The organism is Ructibacterium gallinarum, assembly GCF_014982785.1.
Lineage (GTDB): Bacteria > Bacillota > Clostridia > Monoglobales > Monoglobaceae > Ructibacterium > Ructibacterium gallinarum.
This window is the reverse complement of the sequence record NZ_JADCKB010000005.1, coordinates 25,289-44,182: the sequence shown is the minus strand read 5'-3', so window position 1 is coordinate 44,182 and position 18,894 is coordinate 25,289. Positions and strand designations below refer to the sequence as shown.

The 18,894-nt window shown below is 43.1% G+C and carries 18 protein-coding genes; 16 read left to right on the top strand and 2 right to left on the bottom strand.

From position 1 onward, the window contains the following. Window position 1 precedes the first annotated feature (1 nt). From speE to INF28_RS03440, 13 genes are all read left to right on the top strand, one after another. On the top strand, window positions 2–853 hold the full coding sequence (speE, locus tag INF28_RS03500) for a polyamine aminopropyltransferase (protein ID WP_226392088.1): 852 nt from the start codon (window positions 2–4) through the stop codon (window positions 851–853). Further along, window positions 846–1,694 (top strand): agmatinase, encoded by an 849-nt coding sequence (gene speB, locus INF28_RS03495; RefSeq protein ID WP_226392087.1) that lies wholly within the window; start codon window positions 846–848, stop codon window positions 1,692–1,694. The genes speE and speB overlap by 8 nt, the downstream gene beginning before the upstream one ends. A gap of 14 nt (window positions 1,695–1,708) precedes the next feature. Then, on the top strand, window positions 1,709–2,911 hold the full coding sequence (locus INF28_RS03490) for a saccharopine dehydrogenase family protein (RefSeq protein ID WP_226392086.1): 1,203 nt from the start codon (window positions 1,709–1,711) through the stop codon (window positions 2,909–2,911). Window positions 2,912–2,913: 2 nt separating this feature from the next. Then, the gene (gene nspC, locus INF28_RS03485; protein ID WP_226392085.1) at window positions 2,914–4,044 is read left to right on the top strand and encodes a carboxynorspermidine decarboxylase; all 1,131 of its coding nucleotides are present in this window, start codon (window positions 2,914–2,916) and stop codon (window positions 4,042–4,044) included. 15 nt (window positions 4,045–4,059) lie between these two features. Beyond that, a complete protein-coding gene (locus INF28_RS03480) occupies window positions 4,060–5,355 on the top strand; it encodes an NAD(P)/FAD-dependent oxidoreductase (RefSeq protein ID WP_226392084.1) in 1,296 nt (431 codons plus the stop codon). 219 nt (window positions 5,356–5,574) lie between these two features. Continuing rightward, window positions 5,575–5,883: a PqqD family protein gene (locus INF28_RS03475; RefSeq protein ID WP_226392083.1), complete on the top strand. Its 309-nt coding sequence runs from the start codon at window positions 5,575–5,577 to the stop codon at window positions 5,881–5,883. A gap of 26 nt (window positions 5,884–5,909) precedes the next feature. Then, window positions 5,910–7,553 (top strand): ABC transporter ATP-binding protein, encoded by a 1,644-nt coding sequence (locus tag INF28_RS03470; protein ID WP_226392082.1) that lies wholly within the window; start codon window positions 5,910–5,912, stop codon window positions 7,551–7,553. Window positions 7,554–7,566: 13 nt separating this feature from the next. Then, the gene (locus INF28_RS03465; RefSeq protein ID WP_226392081.1) at window positions 7,567–8,829 is read left to right on the top strand and encodes a hypothetical protein; all 1,263 of its coding nucleotides are present in this window, start codon (window positions 7,567–7,569) and stop codon (window positions 8,827–8,829) included. A gap of 21 nt (window positions 8,830–8,850) precedes the next feature. Beyond that, window positions 8,851–9,075 (top strand): hypothetical protein, encoded by a 225-nt coding sequence (locus INF28_RS03460; protein WP_226392080.1) that lies wholly within the window; start codon window positions 8,851–8,853, stop codon window positions 9,073–9,075. A 5-nt stretch (window positions 9,076–9,080) separates the two neighbouring features. Next, window positions 9,081–9,938: a hypothetical protein gene (locus tag INF28_RS03455; protein ID WP_226392079.1), complete on the top strand. Its 858-nt coding sequence runs from the start codon at window positions 9,081–9,083 to the stop codon at window positions 9,936–9,938. Then, window positions 9,935–11,419 carry an S-layer homology domain-containing protein gene (locus INF28_RS03450; protein WP_226392078.1) on the top strand — a complete coding sequence of 495 codons (1,485 nt, stop codon included), beginning with the start codon at window positions 9,935–9,937 and terminating at the stop codon, window positions 11,417–11,419. The genes INF28_RS03455 and INF28_RS03450 overlap by 4 nt, the downstream gene beginning before the upstream one ends. 6 nt (window positions 11,420–11,425) lie before the next feature. Further along, on the top strand, window positions 11,426–12,139 hold the full coding sequence (locus INF28_RS03445) for a YveK family protein (protein WP_226392077.1): 714 nt from the start codon (window positions 11,426–11,428) through the stop codon (window positions 12,137–12,139). Between the two features lie 157 nt (window positions 12,140–12,296). Continuing rightward, window positions 12,297–13,187: a radical SAM protein gene (locus INF28_RS03440; protein ID WP_226392076.1), complete on the top strand. Its 891-nt coding sequence runs from the start codon at window positions 12,297–12,299 to the stop codon at window positions 13,185–13,187. A 50-nt stretch (window positions 13,188–13,237) separates the two neighbouring features. Here the strand turns inward: INF28_RS03440 and INF28_RS03435 are convergent, their stop codons facing one another. After that, a complete protein-coding gene (locus INF28_RS03435) occupies window positions 13,238–14,092 on the bottom strand; it encodes an AraC family transcriptional regulator (protein ID WP_226392075.1) in 855 nt (284 codons plus the stop codon). A gap of 206 nt (window positions 14,093–14,298) precedes the next feature. On the opposite strand from INF28_RS03435, the gene xylA reads away from it, so the two are divergent. Both xylA and xylB read left to right on the top strand, forming a co-directional pair. After that, window positions 14,299–15,618: a xylose isomerase gene (gene xylA, locus INF28_RS03430; protein WP_226392142.1), complete on the top strand. Its 1,320-nt coding sequence runs from the start codon at window positions 14,299–14,301 to the stop codon at window positions 15,616–15,618. Window positions 15,619–15,705: 87 nt separating this feature from the next. After that, window positions 15,706–17,226 carry a xylulokinase gene (xylB, locus tag INF28_RS03425; protein WP_264175674.1) on the top strand — a complete coding sequence of 507 codons (1,521 nt, stop codon included), beginning with the start codon at window positions 15,706–15,708 and terminating at the stop codon, window positions 17,224–17,226. A gap of 125 nt (window positions 17,227–17,351) precedes the next feature. Here xylB and rpsT read toward each other — a convergent pair whose 3' ends face one another. After that, the gene (gene rpsT / locus INF28_RS03420) at window positions 17,352–17,612 is read right to left on the bottom strand and encodes a 30S ribosomal protein S20 (protein WP_226392074.1); all 261 of its coding nucleotides are present in this window, start codon (window positions 17,610–17,612) and stop codon (window positions 17,352–17,354) included. Window positions 17,613–17,812: 200 nt separating this feature from the next. On the opposite strand from rpsT, the gene gpr reads away from it, so the two are divergent. Beyond that, the gene (gene gpr / locus INF28_RS03415; RefSeq protein ID WP_226392073.1) at window positions 17,813–18,805 is read left to right on the top strand and encodes a GPR endopeptidase; all 993 of its coding nucleotides are present in this window, start codon (window positions 17,813–17,815) and stop codon (window positions 18,803–18,805) included. Window positions 18,806–18,894 lie beyond the last annotated feature (89 nt).

The window sequence follows — 18,894 nt, the reverse complement described above, 5'->3', positions numbered from 1 at the left end:
AATGGACGATTTATGGTACAGTGAATACCACACGAAATCGGTGCGGTTTTCCATTCAAATACGGCAGCAGCTGCATTTTGAAAAAAGCAATTATCAAACTATATCTGTGTTTGATTCAGTGGAGTTTGGTCGCTTTTTGACATTGGATGGCGTTATGATGCTCACGGAGCATGACGAATTTATTTATCACGAAATGATTGTACATCCTGCCATGGCGGTTAATCCGGAAATAAAAAGTGTGTTGGTAATCGGCGCTGGGGATGGAGGCGTTGCAAGAGAAATAGCCAAATACAGCCAGATTGAAAATGTTGACCTTATTGAGATTGATGAAAGAGTGATTGAGGTTTGCAAAGAATATTTACCAAAGACAGCATGCGGGTTTGAAGATCCCCGGGTTCATGTACGTATTCAAGATGGCCTCAAATTTGTACGCCGGATAGAAAATACGTATGATTTAATTATTGTGGATTCAACGGATCCTTTTGGACCGGGAGAGGTATTGTTTACCAAAGAGTTTTATGGACATTGTTTTCACGCTTTGAAAGAAAATGGGATTTTGATCAATCAGCATGAAAGTCCATTTTATCCGGAAGATGCCCGTGCGGCAAGTTCGGCGCACCGGTGTATTTCTCAAGTGTTCCCGGTTAGTGAGGTATTTCAGGCGCATATTCCCACCTATCCGTCGGGACATTGGCTGTTTGGGTTTGCCTCTAAGAAGTTGCACCCAACAGCAAATTTGCAGGACGAACACTGGAATCAGCTTGGAATAGAAACCCGTTATTATAACACTCAGCTGCATCGGGGTGCGTTTTGCCTTCCGAATTATGTAAAGGAGATTTTGAACCATGCATAAAAATATACAGACTTTTCTGGCGTGTGATGCAGAGTACGAAGAAGCGGACGTTGTATTGTTTGGCGCTCCGTTTGACGGAACCACCTCGTTCCGCCCCGGAACCCGGTTTGGCCCTTCCGCAATCCGGAATGACTCGTTTGGCATCGAAACGTATTCCCCTTATTGCGATAGGGATTTAACAGAATGCAAAGTGTTTGACGGCGGCGATCTGGAACTCCCCTTCGGCAATACGGAGCGGGCGCTTTCTATGATTGAAGACTATGCGAAAACGGTTCTGAAAGCAGGCAAGAAGTTTGTTATGCTGGGAGGAGAGCATCTGGTTACTCTGGGGACAATTCGGGCCTTGATGCCGTTGCATCCGGACCTGCATATTATACATCTAGATGCACACACCGATCTTCGTACAGAATATCTGGGCGAGGCTCTGTCGCATTCCACCGTGATGTATCAGGTGTGGAAGCTGGCTGGGGATGGAAGAATTCATCAGTTTGGCATTCGGAGCGGTGAAAAATATGAATTTGAGTTTGCGGCTGCACATACCAAACTGCAAAAGTTTGATTTATCCGGCTTTAAGGAAATGACGGAAGTATTAAAGGACAAGCCAGTATATTTCAGTTTGGATTTAGATGTGCTGGATCCCTCCGTTTTTTGGGGAACTGGAACGCCTGAGGCGGGCGGTATTACGTTTAAAGAGCTGATGGAAGCGGTCCTGATGCTGCATCGGCTTCGTGTGGTAAGTTGTGATATCAATGAGCTGTCGCCGCATTATGACCCCAGCGGATGTTCTACTGCTGTGGCATGTAAATTAACCAGAGAAATTTTATTGCAAATTGCGAGATAAAGGAGAAGATAGCAATGGGAAAATGTTTGATTATAGGATGCGGCGGCGTTGCAAGCGTCGCTGTGCATAAATGCTGTCAGAACAGTGAAGTTTTTACAGAAATTATGATTGCAAGTCGTACCAAATCCAAATGTGATGCGTTAAAGGATAAATTGCAGGGAACCACCAAAACGAAAATCCATACGGCGCAGGTAGATGCGGACAAGGTGGATGAACTGGTAGCACTGATAGAGAAGTTTCAGCCGGATGTGGTGTTGAATCTCGCTTTGCCATATCAAGATCTCACCATCATGGATGCTTGTTTGATCACCAAAACACATTACATAGATACGGCCAACTATGAGCCGTTGGATACGGCGAAATTTGAGTATAAGTGGCAATGGGCTTACCGGGATAAATTCCGGGAAGCGGGGATTTGTGCCTTGCTGGGCAGCGGCTTTGATCCGGGGGTAACTGGTGTTTTTTCGGCTTACGCGCAAAAGCATTATTTTGATGAAATTCACTATATTGATATTTTGGATTGCAACGGCGGTGATCATGGGTATCCTTTTGCCACCAATTTTAATCCGGAAATTAATATTCGTGAGGTTTCTGCCAATGGAAGTTATTGGGAAAACGGCAAATGGATTGAAACCAAACCCATGGAAATTAAAAGGGAATATGATTTTGATGGGGTTGGAAAAAAGGATATGTATTTGCTGCATCATGAAGAATTAGAAAGTTTGGGAAAGAATATAAAAGGAATCAAAAGGATTCGGTTTTTTATGACTTTTGGACAGAGTTATTTGACCCATTTAAAGTGTCTGGAGAACGTTGGAATGACATCCATTGAACCGATCGAATATGAGGGACATCAAATTGTACCGCTGCAGTTTTTGAAAGCAGTTTTACCCGATCCAGCAAGTCTTGGACCTCGGACGAAAGGAAAAACAAATATTGGGTGCATTTTTCAGGGCGTGAAAGATGGCAAAGAACGCACTTATTATGTTTATAATGTGTGCGACCATCAGGAATGCTATAAGGAAGTAGGAAGTCAGGCAGTTTCTTATACTACCGGTGTTCCTGCAATGATTGGAGCTATGCTGGTGATGAACGGACAGTGGAATCGGCCAGGCGTTTGGAATGTGGAAGAATTTGATCCAGATCCCTTTATGGAAGCTTTGAACCGTTGGGGTCTGCCGTGGAAAGAAAACTTCCATCCTGTTTTGGTGGATTAATTATGAGGGAAAAACTATTTTCAGTAGAGACGCCGTGTTATGTCATTGATGAACAGCGTTTAATAGAAAATTTATCTATTCTTTCAGAGACGGCTAAACAGGCGGGGTGTAAGATTCTTTTGGCGCAGAAAGCATTTTCAATGTTTTCGCTTTATCCATTGATTGGGAAATACCTGGACGGAACCACTGCCAGTGGATTGTTTGAAGCGCGTTTGGGTCACGAAGAAATGGGAAAGGAAACCCATATTTTTTCTGCAGCATATCTTGAAAAGGATTTTGATGCTATTTTAAAAATCTGTGATCACATTTCCTTTAATTCTTTTGCACAATGGGAAAAATATAAGGCGCGCGCGATGGCGGCAGGGGCAAGCTGCGGCATTCGGATCAATCCGGAGCATTCCACCCAGGAGCACGCCATTTATGACCCTTGCGCCCCGGGTTCCCGGCTGGGCGTTACCGCAGAAGCCTTTCGCCCCGATTTGCTTGCGGGAATTGAAGGCCTGCATTTTCATACGTTGTGTGAGCAAAACAGCGATGCACTGATAGAAACGCTTGATGCAGCGGAAGAGAAATTTGGAATATATTTTTCACAAATGAAATGGTTAAATCTCGGCGGTGGACATCATATTACCCGCAAAGATTATGACCGCAGTGCTTTGATAAAACGTATTTTAAAATTAAAGGAAAAATATCAGGTTGAGGTTTATCTGGAGCCGGGCGAAGCAATCGCTTATTATGCAGGTTATTTAGTGGCTTCGGTGTTGGATGTGGTGCACAATGGTATTGATATAGCACTGCTGGATGCATCGGCCGCATGTCATATGCCAGATGTGCTTGAAATGCCTTACCGGCCTCCGTTAACAGAAAGTGCAATGCCGGGAGAAAAGCCATATAATTATCGTCTTGCAGGTGCAACCTGCCTTGCTGGAGATATTATCGGGGATTATTCCTTTGAATGTCCACTGGAAATAGGCGATCAGCTAGTTTTTGAAGATATGGCTATCTATACTATGGTCAAAAACAATACTTTTAATGGTATCTGCCTTCCATCTATTGCTGTTTTGCATTCAGACGGGACGATAGAAACTGTCAAGAAATTTGGATATAAAGATTTTCGGAGCCGGCTTTCTTGAATGAAGGCGGTAAGCGTGGATCTGATTTTAACAGATAACATTGCCTTGTCAAGCAACGCGAAAATGGGAAAAAACGGAAGTTTATTTTTTGTGGATATTTTTTATTGCAGGCGGTTCATACTAACGGTGCGAGGTGAAAGTATGGAACAATTGATTTGGAAAGACAGAAAAAAACTGCCGGATTTCCCTGCGGCAGAAGGGGAATATAAAACAGATGTTCTAATTATTGGTGGAGGCATCTGCGGTATTTTGTGTGCTTATTTTTTAAGCTGGGCTGGGGTAGACTATATGCTGGCAGAGGCCGGAAAGATCGGCCAGGGAATTAGCGGCTTGTCTTCCGGAATGATTACGGTACAGCATGGTTTGATTTATGATAAGATGCTGAAGGAGCTTGGCCGGGAAAAAGCACAGCTGTATTATAGAGCAAATCAGCAGGCTTTGGAGCGATATATTAGTTTGTGTCGGAATCTTGATTGTGGCTTTGAGCAAAAGACCGGATATGTTTATTCCCGTACGGACAGAAGTGCGATAGAGAAAGAAGTGCGTGCGGTACGGATTTTGGGTGGTACAGCTGAGTTTTCAGAACGGCATTCGCTGCCTTTTGGCATTGCTGGAGCAGTAAAAACACTGGGACAGGTACAGTTGGATCCGGAGCGTTTGATTGGATGTTTGGCACCGGGATTAAATATTTATGAACATACACGGATTGAAAAAATAGAAAAGGGACAGGCTTTTTTTAAAAAAGGGAAAATTACGGCAGAAAAAGTGATTGCGGCGGTGCATGCTCCAGAATTTACTGGTTGGGCCGGTCGTATGAAATTATACCGGCGGCAGGTAGATTCTGTTGTTTTAGATTCTTGTGCGCCAATGGATGGTATTTATTGTGATGCTGCCCGTGCAGGTTTGGCAATGCGAAATTGTGGCAGCGGGATTCTGGTTTCCGGAAATGGTCGCGGGGGAAAAACGCAGTTTCTTTCTGCGGTTTCAGAGTGCTGGCCACAGGCCAAAGTACTGCAATATTGGTCTGGACAGGAGTATATGAGCTTTGATGGTATTCCTTGTGTGGGACCGTGTCGCGGCAGACATGGAAAATTATATGTGGCTTATGGGTGGAATCGTTGGGGAATGACCAACGCTATGGCGGCGGCAATGCTGCTTCGGGATTTGGTGCTGGAGCGGGAAAATGAATATGCAGATTTGTATCTCCCTCAACGGAGCATAGGGAAACGTCAGTTGGTGGTGCATGGATGGAGTGCGCTGTCGCATTGGTTTTTGCCAGGATCAAAAAATCACTTTCAAAAGAAACATTGATTTTCAAAGAAAGTGGAAAAATTTTTATTCTATTTAAATAAAAGCCTTGACATAATGCAAATTTACGTATATAATCTATGTATTCAAAGATAATCAAAATAGTATATGTATAATTTTCCATAAATTGGAATATTGAGCTAAGAAACACAAATTTTGTGCTAAAATCGAAAATAAGGGCTGTGTTTTTACGGATAAGCAATTATGGAAAATGATGGTTCTATGAGACGTGCAACAGAAGAAAGAGGGATGGCATTGCGCATTAAGCATGGATTTATCTTAAAAGAGATTGCCGGCGAATATTATGCCATACCTGTGGATGAAAGTTATGAATCTTTTGGTGCAATGATAGCTTTGAATGAAACAGGTGCTTTTTTATGGCAGGAGTTAGAGACAGAGTGTAGTGTTTCTGCGTTGCAAGAGGCACTGGTAAAGAAATATGGAATAGAGGACGCGCTTGCGGGCAAGGCAGTTCAAGGATTCTTGGACTCCCTGCGGGAAAAATCACTTTTAGAAGGTGAAGCACGCTGAGTTTCTGTACGGCATAGGAGGAAGGCATGACGCAAAATTTTTTCAAAAGGTTTTTGCGTGGGGCATGGCGTAATATATTGGTTCTTTCTCTGCTGGGAATGGGGGCTTCGGCCTGCGGGGTTTATCTTGCGTTGGTTTCCAAGCGTGTGGTAGATACAGCAACAGGACAAATGCAGGGAGCGCTGTTGCAGGAAGGCTTGGTGCTTGCAGCTGTGATCATTATACAGCTTGTGCTTCAAGTTTGTGTGACAACTCTGCATGTACATACTTCGGCCTCTGTCAAATTCAAAATGCAATCTTATCTGACAGAACGTTTTTTGAAAAAAGAAAAACTTTCAGCTGACCGATTTCATTCCGGAGAGCTGGTACACCGGCTTTCGGGAGATACATTGATTGTTGCAGAAGGGATAGCGGAAATTGTACCGGCTTTTGCTGCCATTGGTGCAAGAGTTCTGCTGAGTTTTGTCGCACTTTTGATGTTGGATTCGATTTTGGCCGTTTTGTGTGTTGCAGCTGGCTTGGTTACCTTGTTTGCGGCACATCTTTATAGAAAGAAAACCGGTGTGTTATTTCGGGAAACCCGGGAAAGTGAAGGAAAAATTCGTTCCTTTCTTCAAGAAACTGTGAAGAACCTGGCGGTTATCAAGGCATTTTCCGTATATTCGGTTATTCAGCGTCAGTTAAAAAAATTGCAGACAGTTTCTTATGATTTGACGATCCGGAAAAATCGTGTTAGTATAGGCGCAAATGTTTGTTTTTTTACAGCAATGACAGCCGGGTATTATGCCGCGTTGGCATGGGGGGCATGGAGGCTTTCCTGCGGAGAAATTACATTTGGTACCTTGACTGCTGTTTTGGGGCTTACCGGTGATGTGACGGGGCCGTTTCGGCAACTTGCCTCATTATTTCCGCAGTATATGTCGGTTTGCGCTTCTTCAGACCGTCTGGAAGAACTGGAAGGATTGCATGAAGAAGAATTGCTTCCTGAAATAGAGCCAGAACCGTTTTATCAGAAAATGAAGGCAATTGAACTTCGGAATGTACGTTTTTCTTATGGTGAAGGCGAGGTATTGACATCGATATCCGGGATTTTTCCAAAAGGACAGTTGACAGCGGTGACCGGACAGTCCGGAGCCGGTAAAAGTACGCTTTTGAATATACTGGCGGGGGTACTCAAACCGGAATCCGGCGAGATGCTTGCCTTGCTGGAACAGGAAACGGTAGAGCTAAATAGTGCTTATCGAAAATTATTTGCCTATGTACCACAGGAATTTTTATTGCTGAGCGGTACGGTGGTTGAAAATATAACATTGTTTGATGAAAATCCGGATATGGAATATGTGAAATTTTGTATCCGAGTCGCAGAACTGGAAGAAGTAGTAAAGAATTTGCCTCAGGGAATGGATACTTTTCTAGGAGAAGACGGCAGCCGTTTGTCCGGTGGCCAGCGTCAGCGGATGGCCATTGCCCGGGCGCTTTACAGTCGAGCTGGTGTGCTTTTGCTGGACGAATCCACGTCGGCACTTTCGGCAGATGCGGAAAAAAAGATTCTTGACCGTTTGAAGCAGTGTGGAAAAACTGTAATTTTGGTCACCCACCGTAAAACGGCAATGAGTTTGTGTGATCACGTCTTTGTGATGAAGGGCGGTCATATAGATGAACAATTCTAAGGAGGAGATGTGCGTGTTTAAGAAGGTAGTTAGTTTGGTTGTGGGTATATCCTGTGCTGCGGCGGCAATGGGAGTGTCCGCTGTAACAGTAAGTACATCTAGTACTTATGGCACAGATGGAACCATTAATGTTAAAACAGAAGTAGGCGGTGTGAACGGCGGAGATGTTTTAACATATCTTGCTTATGCCAAAGCTGTGTCGGATTTAGAAATGCTTGAGGGAAATCAGATTGTATATATCGACCAGCAAACGGTTCCGGAGGCTGAAACTACATATAATTTTCAATATGTAACCGATCAGACAGATATTGAAGCCAATGTTAAGGTGGGCGGAATTGTTAACGACTCTGCGATAACACCTTCTGATGACATTTTGACGGGTCCTGTTTGTATGGTAACAATCAACGGCGACACTTCTTCTGTTGCTGTTCCCTATGCAGAGTCCGGTTTTGTAAAAGTAGCGTATGCGCTTTCCGGAGACATAACAGCGATTTCTGTAAACGGTGTATCACTTGCAGAAGATGAATGGTTTGTGGCGGCAGATGGTATTTGGGTTGCTGCCAGTAAGTTTACTGACAATGCTGCTACCATGACGATTACGGAAGATAGTACTTCTGCTGCGGCGATTGATACGCTGGCATTGGGGTATTTAAATGCCGATACATATGAAGGCGATGCCATCGGCAGACACTCTGTGATTGCGGCAGGACAGATTGCTGGATATTCTGCTGACTATGGTATTTTATTTGGGGCTTCCGAGGCAGATGTTACGAAATATACCAATCTGTTTGATCAAGGCGGAAATGCGTATCCTGCTTTGGGCAAAGGTACCGATGGCAAATTTACAGTAAAGCTGTATGATTTTAATAATGCAACGACCAATCCTTTTACTGGTAATGTTGCTTATGCTCGGACGTACTGCAAAACAGGTGAAAATACCTATGTCTACGGTTCCATTTATCAGGTAGATATTTCCGGTGGTTCTGATACAAAGGGTGAAGAAGTGAAACAAGCTTCTCAGTCAAATGTAGATCTACAGGCTGATGTATTTGTGGATTTGACGGAGCCTTCTGTAAATGAACCGGTGGAAAAAGAAGCATCGACAGAGGTCACTGAGAATGAAGTGGCAGAAACTGTAGATGAGATAGTGGAAGATACTGCTGAAGAGGCAGAATTGGTACAGGAACCGGTGGAAGAGACAGAAGAAGTAGTACCGGAAGTAGAAAAGGAAGAAACTGCTGCCGAAACCAATGCGGTCAGCGCGGATATAGAATAGATCATTGAGGAGGAAGGACAGATGAAAAAGTTTGCTTTTGAAGGAGCCGGGGTAAACGGCTTTGAAATGCCCAGCTTGAAAGTGGTAGGGCTGGAAAAAGAAAGTAATATTGCTTTTGCAACGCCTAATACCGTGTATAAGCCAAAGAGTGGCGGCGGTTTTACTCATGAAGATAAATTGCGTGCAGCGTTGGCAGATGAGCTGGATATTTTGGATATGAACGTGAGCGGAGCAATTAGTGGTTGACGTTTATGTTATACACAATTTCAGACCTTGTATTGGATGTACAGGGTGGCAGTGATGAGTTAAGCGAGCGTATGGCAGGGTATGCGCTCTCCCCTTTACAGCGGGGAGGGCGCTCTTGTGATATAAAGATATTGGTTGAAAAAAAGAAAAAAATAGCCCTTCCTGCTGGAGAGCCAATGGGACGGTCCGGGATTTGGAAGCTGATGCGTACGGAAGTGGGATATACGGTATACCGAATTTTGCCGGGATTTGACGATATGGTCAGCGTGCGCATGGATTTTCAATCAAATGAAGCAACGCTTTCCCTTTTATCTCTTGACGATGATAATAGAGATAGGAGGGATTTTATTTTTGCGGGACAAGCTTTTTCCAATTTGATTCTTACGAAGGATAGGATAGTTTTGCATGGATCTTGCATTGCATATCGTGGAAAAGCAATTATTTTTTCCGCTCCATCGGGTACGGGAAAGAGTACTCATACAGGTCTTTGGGCAGAAAATCTGAAAGATGTCATTTATATCAATGATGATACCCCGGTGGTTGATGTAAGTCATGCCGATGGAGCTGTATTTGCCTGTGGAAGTCCATGGAGTGGAAAAAACCAGAAAAATACTAATGTTATCGTACCGCTTTGTGCGGTAGTTTTTTTGGAACGTGGGACAGAAAATGAAATTTGTCCAATTGGAAAAACGGAGGCCATGGCTCGCTTGCTGGGTGAGGTGCGCAAATTGCCGCTCCGTTGTTTTGTGGAACGGGCGGCGGAAAATTGCGGCAAATTGATTTGCAGAGTTCCTGTTTATAGACTGCGTTGTAACATTTCTTATGATGCCGTAGAGACGGTGAGAAGGGAGTTATCACTATGAAAAAGTTTTTTATGGTTATTCCGGTTTGTGTTTTTTTGCTGTATTTGACAGCTTTTTCGCAGACGCCATTTTCAGATCTTTCTGATACGCATTGGGCATGGAGTGCAGTGGAGAAAATGTATTCGGACGGTCGTGTGAATGGTTATCCGAACGGAGAGTTTAAACCGGATCAGGAGGTCACACGCTGGGAATTTGTCAAGATGACTGGCGGAGACCCTGATGTATTGGAAGATCCGGATCGTCCTGCATCGCGGGATGAAGCCGCGGAAATTTTGTGGGAAAGAGCTGGCAAACCAGAAACTCATGCATCATCGGCCATTACACGACATAGTGAAAACCCTAATGCGGCTGCATGGGCATATTCTTATGGAATTATGCAAGGGGAAGACGGGTTCAATCTGCGCTTTTCTTCTTCATTGACACGAGCAGAGGCGGCAATCATGATTGTCCGGGCTGAACAGGAATCTTTACAGCAGACCAGTCTGACCGATACGATTGCCCCGGTTATCTTAGAGCGGATATGGAACAGTTTTCAAACGGGAATTCCATATGAACCAGAGGCTGGACTCACAAATGGGTATTTGGCACGGCTGGCACTCCAAATTGGTTATGAAACACAGGATCTAAATTATGATACCTTAAAGGAACAGCCGGATTTTGATGGAACATTTGCAAGAGATATTCAGTTGGTTTGCCAGGAATGTCTGGGAGAGGATATGGCATCTGAGGAATATATGATGCAACCAGTAAACAGACAGGATGCAGTGGCTCTTTTAACTTTTTATGCAATGAAACAGGCCATGGGGACTTTAGAATATGCAGCAGGGCAAACGTATCCGGATGTGACGGAAGCAGGACCTATGGCAATGATCGGACTGGAATACGCGTATAATAAAGGTCTTTGCTTGAATCCGAATGGCAGTCTGGGGGCAAAAGAACCAGCATCTATGAAGGATATTGCTTGTATTCTTCTTCAATTAGACGACATCATTGGTTTTTCAAAATCATTGGGAAATGCCCATGTTACCCATTTTTTGAAACAGGCAGACCTTTGGCCGGAGCATGCGGAGGAGTATGCATATATTTTAGATGAAATACCAGTTGAAATATACGATACAGTCATGACAGACCAAGGCAAGCCGGTGGAGTCATATCAGTTTGCAAAAAACTTTGATTTGACCCTGGTTGACTTTTTAAATAAGATTTCTCAGACTTTTCCAAGTTCAGTAAAAGCAGAATGGACCCTTTGGCCTTCATTGGTGGTAGAAACTAAAGAAGATACGATTTTGCGGGCAGGGCTTGTTATTACCGAAAATCCGGAAGGTCTTTCTCTGAACCAATTGCTAGAACAAAATGATTTTACAGAAACCTATACAGGCGACCAGTTTATTGTGGATATTGCGGTGGGCGGTTTGGTGATGGATGTTACCATTGATGCGGAAAATTATCGGGCGCTTCGTGCATTTCCCGGAAAGGAATAAGAAAATATGAACGAGGAATTCAGTATAAATAGCATTTTATCCATATTGCTGCCAAAGTGGCCGGTTATTTTTCTAAGTACAGTTGCACTGGGTATGGCGGCGCTTTTGATCTCTTTATTTTTGATACAGCCTGTCTATGTTGCGGGTGGGACACTATATATTACTGGAGATGTGACCGCAGTATCAGGGGCTGTGAAACAAAATACCAATTTGAGTGATTTGATGCTTTCCCAGGAATTGGCAAAAACATATGGACAGATTTTGAGTAGCAATACATTTTTTAAAACAGTGGCGCAAGAGAGCAATACAAATTATACTTATGAACAGATTCAGCGGCTTACTTCAATTAGCAATGTGGAAGAAACTGGATTACTAGCAATTAGTGTTAGTCATACCAAGCCACAGGTGGCATGTGATCTGGCAAATACTATTTTACGGCTTGCTCCTTCGGAAATTGAGAGAATTGTGGTGGGCGGTAGTGCAGTTATCATTGATCCTGCAGAATTGCCTGAAGCACCAGCGTCTCCAAATATTCCGAAAAATACTGTAATTGGAGCATTTGCAGGATTGATTTTGTCAGTTCTTATTATCTTTTTACGGGATATGTTTGATCATTCTATTAAAACAGCAGATGATATAGAAAATTCTTTTTCTTTGCCTATTTTGGGTATGATCCCGGCTATGGAAAGCCGAAAAGTGCGAGGCATAACTGTAAAATAGTGTTTAAGCGGAGGAACCCGCTTTTCAGAAACTCCTGAAGAAAATAACTTCGGGAGTTTTTTACTTGCAGATGCTTTTGAATATAAAATAATTTTAGACAAAAAAGTTTAATAAAGTCGGAGAAAATGACTTTGTATGGCTGAAAGAAGGGAAAGGAATGAAAGAAACACAAGAAAATATTTGCCGGGCGTGTCCCCGCGAATGTGGGATAGACCGGAGTAAAACAGTTGGATTTTGCGGTTGTGGAAAAAAAGTGCGATTGGCACGGGTGGGAATGCATATGTGGGAAGAACCCTGCCTTTCCTATGGAAATGGTTCTGGAACTATCTTTTTTTCGGGTTGTAATTTGCGGTGTGTTTTTTGTCAGAATTACCGAATATCTCATGAACATCAAGGACGAGAGATTACCATAGAAAAACTCGCTGAAGAGATTTTGCGCTTGCAGAAGGAGGGGGCGTCTAATATCAATTTTGTAACACCCAGTCATTATACTGAAAATTTGGCCATGGTTTTGAAAATGGTACGGGGACGTCTGCACATTCCGGTAGTATATAATAGTTCTGGATATGATAGTGTTGAAGCATTAAAGAAATTAAATGGGTTGATTGATATTTATTTACCGGATTTGAAGTATTATTCTCCGATGCTTAGCAAACGATATTCCGGAGCAGAGAATTATTTTTCTGTTGCAGCCAATGCGCTGAAGGAGATGTGGCGACAGACGGGTTATGCTGCTTTTGACCGGCAGGGACATATGACTAAAGGTGTTTTGGTGCGACACCTGGTGCTGCCTACGCATACGGATGACAGTATGAAAATATTCTCTTATTTGGCAGAATGTTATGACCCAGCGAAAATGGCAGTCAGTGTGATGAGTCAATATTTTCCCGCATACAAGGCATCGAAGTTTAAGGAACTTCAGCGCCGCATTACGGCGCAGGAATATGACAGAGTGGTAAATTATGTAGTGGATTTAGGCTTTTCCGTGGGCTTTCTTCAGGAAAGGAGTGCTGCGAAGGAGGAATATGTGCCAGATTTTGATTATTGAAGGGAGGACAAATGTTTTCCATATAAAGCGTTAAGGCCAGAACAATATATTTACTCGTTACCCCTGTCGGCGTTTTGCAGTAATTGCTGGCGGCGGTATTCGGTGGGAGTGATGTGATAATACTTGCGGAACATACGGTTAAAGGTGCGTATGTTTTGAAAACCACAAGCGTATGCGATTTCGGTAAAGCTTTCTCCGCTAACTTCCATGCGTACCGCGGCTCTTTCCAGCCGAAATGCAGCCAGATAATCCATAAAGCTCATACCGGTTGCTTCTTTGAAATAGTGAGCAAAATAATAGCGGGAATAACCACAAAAGCTGGCCATATTGTCTAAGCAAAGTGGTTCGGTATAATGTTTTTTGATATAATCACTGACCTGTTTTAACAGTTGGGTTCGTTTTTCTAATCTTTTTCGGTTTTCGGCACATATGGAAACAAAATTCAAATTTCGTAGAAAAAGACAGGTCAGACGGTTGATCTGCTGATTGACTGCAAATTCATAACCCCATTCTTTCATGGTTCCTTCTGCCGCAATATTTTGAATGCTATCCCGAAAGGCGCTGTAAGATGGATGTTTTGGGGACAAAGGCTGTTCGGTTACTCTGAGTTGGGCGAAATTAATTTTTTCATTGGGAGAGTGGGGAAGATATTTGATGATATAAATATGGTTGTTTTCAGAGGATTGAAAACTGTGGATTTCTCCGGGCATAAAGAAGCAAATATCTCCCTTGGACAGGCGTAATTCTTGGTTTTCTGTATTAACATTCAGTTCGCCTGTTATGACATAAATTACTTCAATTTCTTCGTGAAAATGCGCAATATAATTGATGTTTTCCATGGAAAAATCAAGGTATGGATAAAAATCCGCAGCGCAGTGTATATCTTCAAAATAAATCCTTTCCAAAACAAATTCACCCCTTTTCCTTAGTATAGCATAATTTTAAAAAAAAGCAATATCTGTCCAGCTTACGGCAAAAAAGGGATAGCTTTTTTGCATTGACCATGCTATGATAAAACAAAATGATAACGAAGGAATGTGGTTATTCCGTTTTATGCAGGTCTGCCGTAAGCGGGAGAAATTATTTTGCAGACCGGAAAGGTAAATGAATGATGACTGAATTTTTCCCTTCAATTTCTAAAATTACATATGAAGGACCAAAATCCAAAAACCCGCTGGCATTTAAGTACTATGATCCGGAAAAAATTGTTGCGGGAAAACCGATGAAGGAGTCTTTGAAATTTGCTATGTCCTATTGGCACACCCTTTGCGGTGAAGGGGTTGATATGTTTGGTGCAGGTACGGCAGACAAGTCGTTCGGCGGTAGTGATGAAATGGGAATCTACAGAAACAAGGTATATGCCGGTTTTGAACTGATGCATAAACTGGGCATAGAGTATTTTTGTTTTCATGATAAGGATATAGCGCCTGAAGGCCGCACCTTACAGGAATTTTATACAAATCTTGACAGCATTGTTCCGCTGATCAAAGAGCAGATGAAGAAATATGATATTAAGCTTTTATGGGGAACAGCTAACTGCTTTAACCATCCGCGGTATGTGCATGGCGCGGGAACTTCCTGTAATGCGGATGTGTTTGCTTATGCGGCAGGTCAGATCCGTAAGGCGCTTGATATTACTATGGAACTGGGCGGTAAGGGTTATGTATTCTGGGGAGGCCGGGAAGGTTATGAAACCTTGCTGAATACGAATATGGCGCTGGAACAGGATAATATGGCCCGCTTGATGCGGATGGCTGTAGAATATGCCAGATCCAAGGGATATACTGGTGATTTTTATATCGAACCGAAACCGAAGGAACCGACTAAGCATCAGTATGACTTTGACTCTGCCACTGTTTTAGGATTTTTGCGCAAATATGGTTTGGATAAGGATTTTAAACTGAATATAGAGGCCAATCATGCTACTTTGGCAGCACACACTTTCCAGCATGAACTTTGTACAGCAAGGATTAATGGCGCTTTTGGTTCCATTGATGCCAATCAGGGGGATCCACTTTTGGGATGGGATACAGATCAATTCCCAACAAATGTATATGATGCAGCGCTTTGCATGCTTGAGGTATTAAAAGCAGGTGGATTTACTAACGGTGGCTTGAATTTTGACGCAAAGGCCCGCAGAGCTTCTATGAATGCGGATGATTTGTTCCTGTCTTATATTGCGGGAATGGATACTTTTGCATTGGGGTTAGAAGTGGCAGATGCATTATTACAGGACGGTAGGCTGGATGAATTTGTAAAACAACGGTATGCGTCTTACCAGAGTGGAATTGGCCAGGCAATTGTAAACGGAGAGACTTCTCTTGAGCAGCTGGCGGATTATGCACTGTCTTTGGGTGAAGTACAGGATCATAACAGCGGCAGACAGGAGTACTTGGAAGCAGTTGTCAATTCTGTGATGTTTCGTCGATAATAAAATTTACACACACTACACACAGTATGCGCCGCCTTCAAAAGGCGGCGCAGGAGGTTTATATAAATTATAAAGAAATGAGGCGGTATGGTGCGTTATTTAATCGGAATCGATATAGGTACCTCTGGGACCAAAAGCGGGCTGTTTGATTTGGATGGAAAAATGCTGAGTTCCAGCACGGTGGAATATCCGATGTATCAGCCGCAGAATGGCTGGGCAGAACAGGACCCGGAGGATTGGTGGAAGGCGGTTTGTTTGACGTTGAAGGAGATCACGCGGGATATTGATTCTGCTGATATTGCGGGGATTGGTTTGTCCGGGCAGATGCATGGATTGGTGATGCTAGATAAAAATGGAAATGTGCTAAGACCTGCTATTTTATGGTGTGACGGGCGGACGGCGGCGGAATGCCAGCAGGTTACGGAACGGATAGGAAAGGAACGCCTGCTGCAAATTACCGCGAATCCGGCATTGGCAGGATTTACCGCTTCTAAGATCCAATGGGTAAAAAATCATGAGCCGTGGATTTATGAACAGTGCCGGCATATTCTTTTACCTAAAGATTATGTTCGTTATCGGTTAACCGGGGAATTTGCAACAGAGGTTTCGGATGCCAGTGGGATGCAGCTTTTGGATATTAAAAACCGTTGCTGGAGTGAGGAAGTTCTAACAAAATTGGAAATTGATAAAAACTTGCTGGCCAAGGTTTATGAAAGCCCTGAGGTAACTGGCAGGGTATCAACTGCTGCGGCGGAAGAAACTGGGTTATGTGCGGGCATTGTGGTTGCAGGCGGAGCTGGTGACAATGCGGCTGCGGCAGTAGGTACTGGGGCAGTAGAAGACGGAAAGGCATTTACCACTATTGGAACCAGTGGCGTGGTGTATGTACATACTTCTGAAATGGCAGTGGATTTACAGGGAAGAGTACATACTTTTTGCTGTGCAGTGCCAGGACAGTGGCATGTTATGGGGGTGACTCAGGCGGCCGGGTTGTCGCTAAAATGGTTTCGGGATCAGTTCTGCGGGGAAGAAAAAAATACAGCCAAGCAAATGCAGGTTGATCCATATTATTTAATGGATCAAGAAGCAGCGGCTTCTCCCATTGGATGTAATCGTTTGCTGTACTTGCCCTATTTGATGGGAGAGAGAACCCCTCATCTCGATCCGTCTGCGCGCGGTGTATTTTTTGGATTGTCTGCTGTCCACCAGAAACGGGATATGATACGGGCGATAATGGAGGGGGTATGTTATTCCTTGCGGGATTGTTTAGGTATTTTAAAAGAAATGGATGTTTGTGTCTCGGATATGACTGCCTGCGGGGGCGGAGGAAGCAGCTCTTTGTGGCGGCAGATGCTGGCGGACGTGTTTCGATGTGATGTATGCACCATGGTTTCCAAAGAGGGACCGGCGTTGGGGGCGGCAATTTTAGGGGGGACAGCTGCCGGTGTATATGCTTCAGTGCAGGAAGGGTGCAAAGCTGTTATCAAAAAAGATAGTGTGCTGAAATTCTGTGAAGCTGATTCAATAGTGTATGATAAAATATATCGGATTTATCAAAAATTATATCCGGCGCTGAAACCAGTATATCAAGAATTGGAATTATGCTAGAAAAAAGACTCGGAACTACAAAATTCCGAGTCTTTTTTTGCTAATGTGTATCATATTTCAAAGAGATATGGCAATAGATAGCCACTGAGTAGTAGAATTTTTACCTTGAAAAATAAATTCATTCATTACGCAATTTTATTCAGCTTTGCAGCATATTGACTCTTTCTGCGAGCCGCGGTATTCTTGTGAAGAATCCCTTTTGCAACAGCCTGATCTGTCTTTTTAACAACGAAGTTATAAGCTTCAGAGGCAGCTGCCTTACCCTCTTTTAAAGAGGCCTCAAACTTTTTAATTGCAGTTTTGAGTTGAGACTTAAGCATCTGATTTTGAAGAGTCTTGGTTTTAATTACTTTTACTCTTTTCTTTGCAGATTTAATATTAGGCATGGTTTCACCTCCAAATCATCAATATTCATAGACGTGCTGTGGCGCACGAAAACAGAGGCTAAAAAGCCTCTGCCTTTTTACATCAGTAATGTATATTCTACCATGCTTTTCAATAAAATGCAAGTCTTTTTTTAAAAAATTTTTAATTTTACATAAAAATCAAGCAACAGGCCGAAACTATCCAAAAAGGAGATGAAAAAATGAGCGAAAACACACGCTGTGATCTTGCGGTTGAAGCAAGAGAAATGCTGACAGAAGCCCATGGAGAAGAGTACGAAATCCCTGGCGTTGAAGTGAAACAAAAGACGGTAGGAGGGTATATCTATGTTACAAGTGTGCAAGTAAAAACGGAAGAAGGAGCCAAGCATCTCGGCAAGGAAAAAGGCGATTATGTAACGGTGGAAATGCCTGCTCGATTTTTTGGACAGCAGAAAATATACGAAGAAATGTGCAAGACATGTGCCGAGGTTTTGAAACACTTATCTGAAAAAATTTTAACTTCAGAGCAGGATACTGTTTTAGTCGTTGGTTTGGGAAATTGGAATATTACAGCAGATGCGCTTGGCCCGCGTGTTATAGATTCTTTGATGATTACCCGGCATCTCAAGGAATATATGCCGGAGGAAATTGATGAAGGAATACGCCCGGTATGTGCGATATCACCTGGAGTATTGGGATTAACGGGGATTGAAACCGGTGAGATTGTAAAAGGACTGGTACAGCGTGTTCAGCCGCGTATGGTCATTGCAATTGATGCATTGTGTTCCAGAAAGGTAGAGCGAGTTAATACAACCATCCAGTTCTCAGACACAGGCATAACGCCCGGCGAAGGAATAGGAAATAAACGACAGGCATTAAATGAAGACACATTAGGAGTCCCTGTACTGGCTATTGGCGTCCCAACTGTAGTGGATGCGGCAACAATAGCAGGTGATTCCATTAATTGGGTTTTGCGCCGGCTTAGTAATGAGGCAGGAGAAAAACATCCGCTGTACCGTGTCTTTTCAGAATTGGAAGGTGAGGATAAGTATGAATTAATTCGAGAATCTATTGCCCCGGCCTTTGGGAATTTTATTGTCGCTCCAAAAGAGGTGGATGCTGTTATTGCAGATATTTCTGATGTGATTGCAAATGGAATTAATATTTCTTTGCATAAAGGGATTGGGCTTTCGGATATTGACCGATATGTGTGATATATTCCATATTTTAGAAATACGGATTTGCAATGAAAATCCGTATTTTCTTTTTATAATAATTTAATTACCGAAAAAAGGCCCTGACT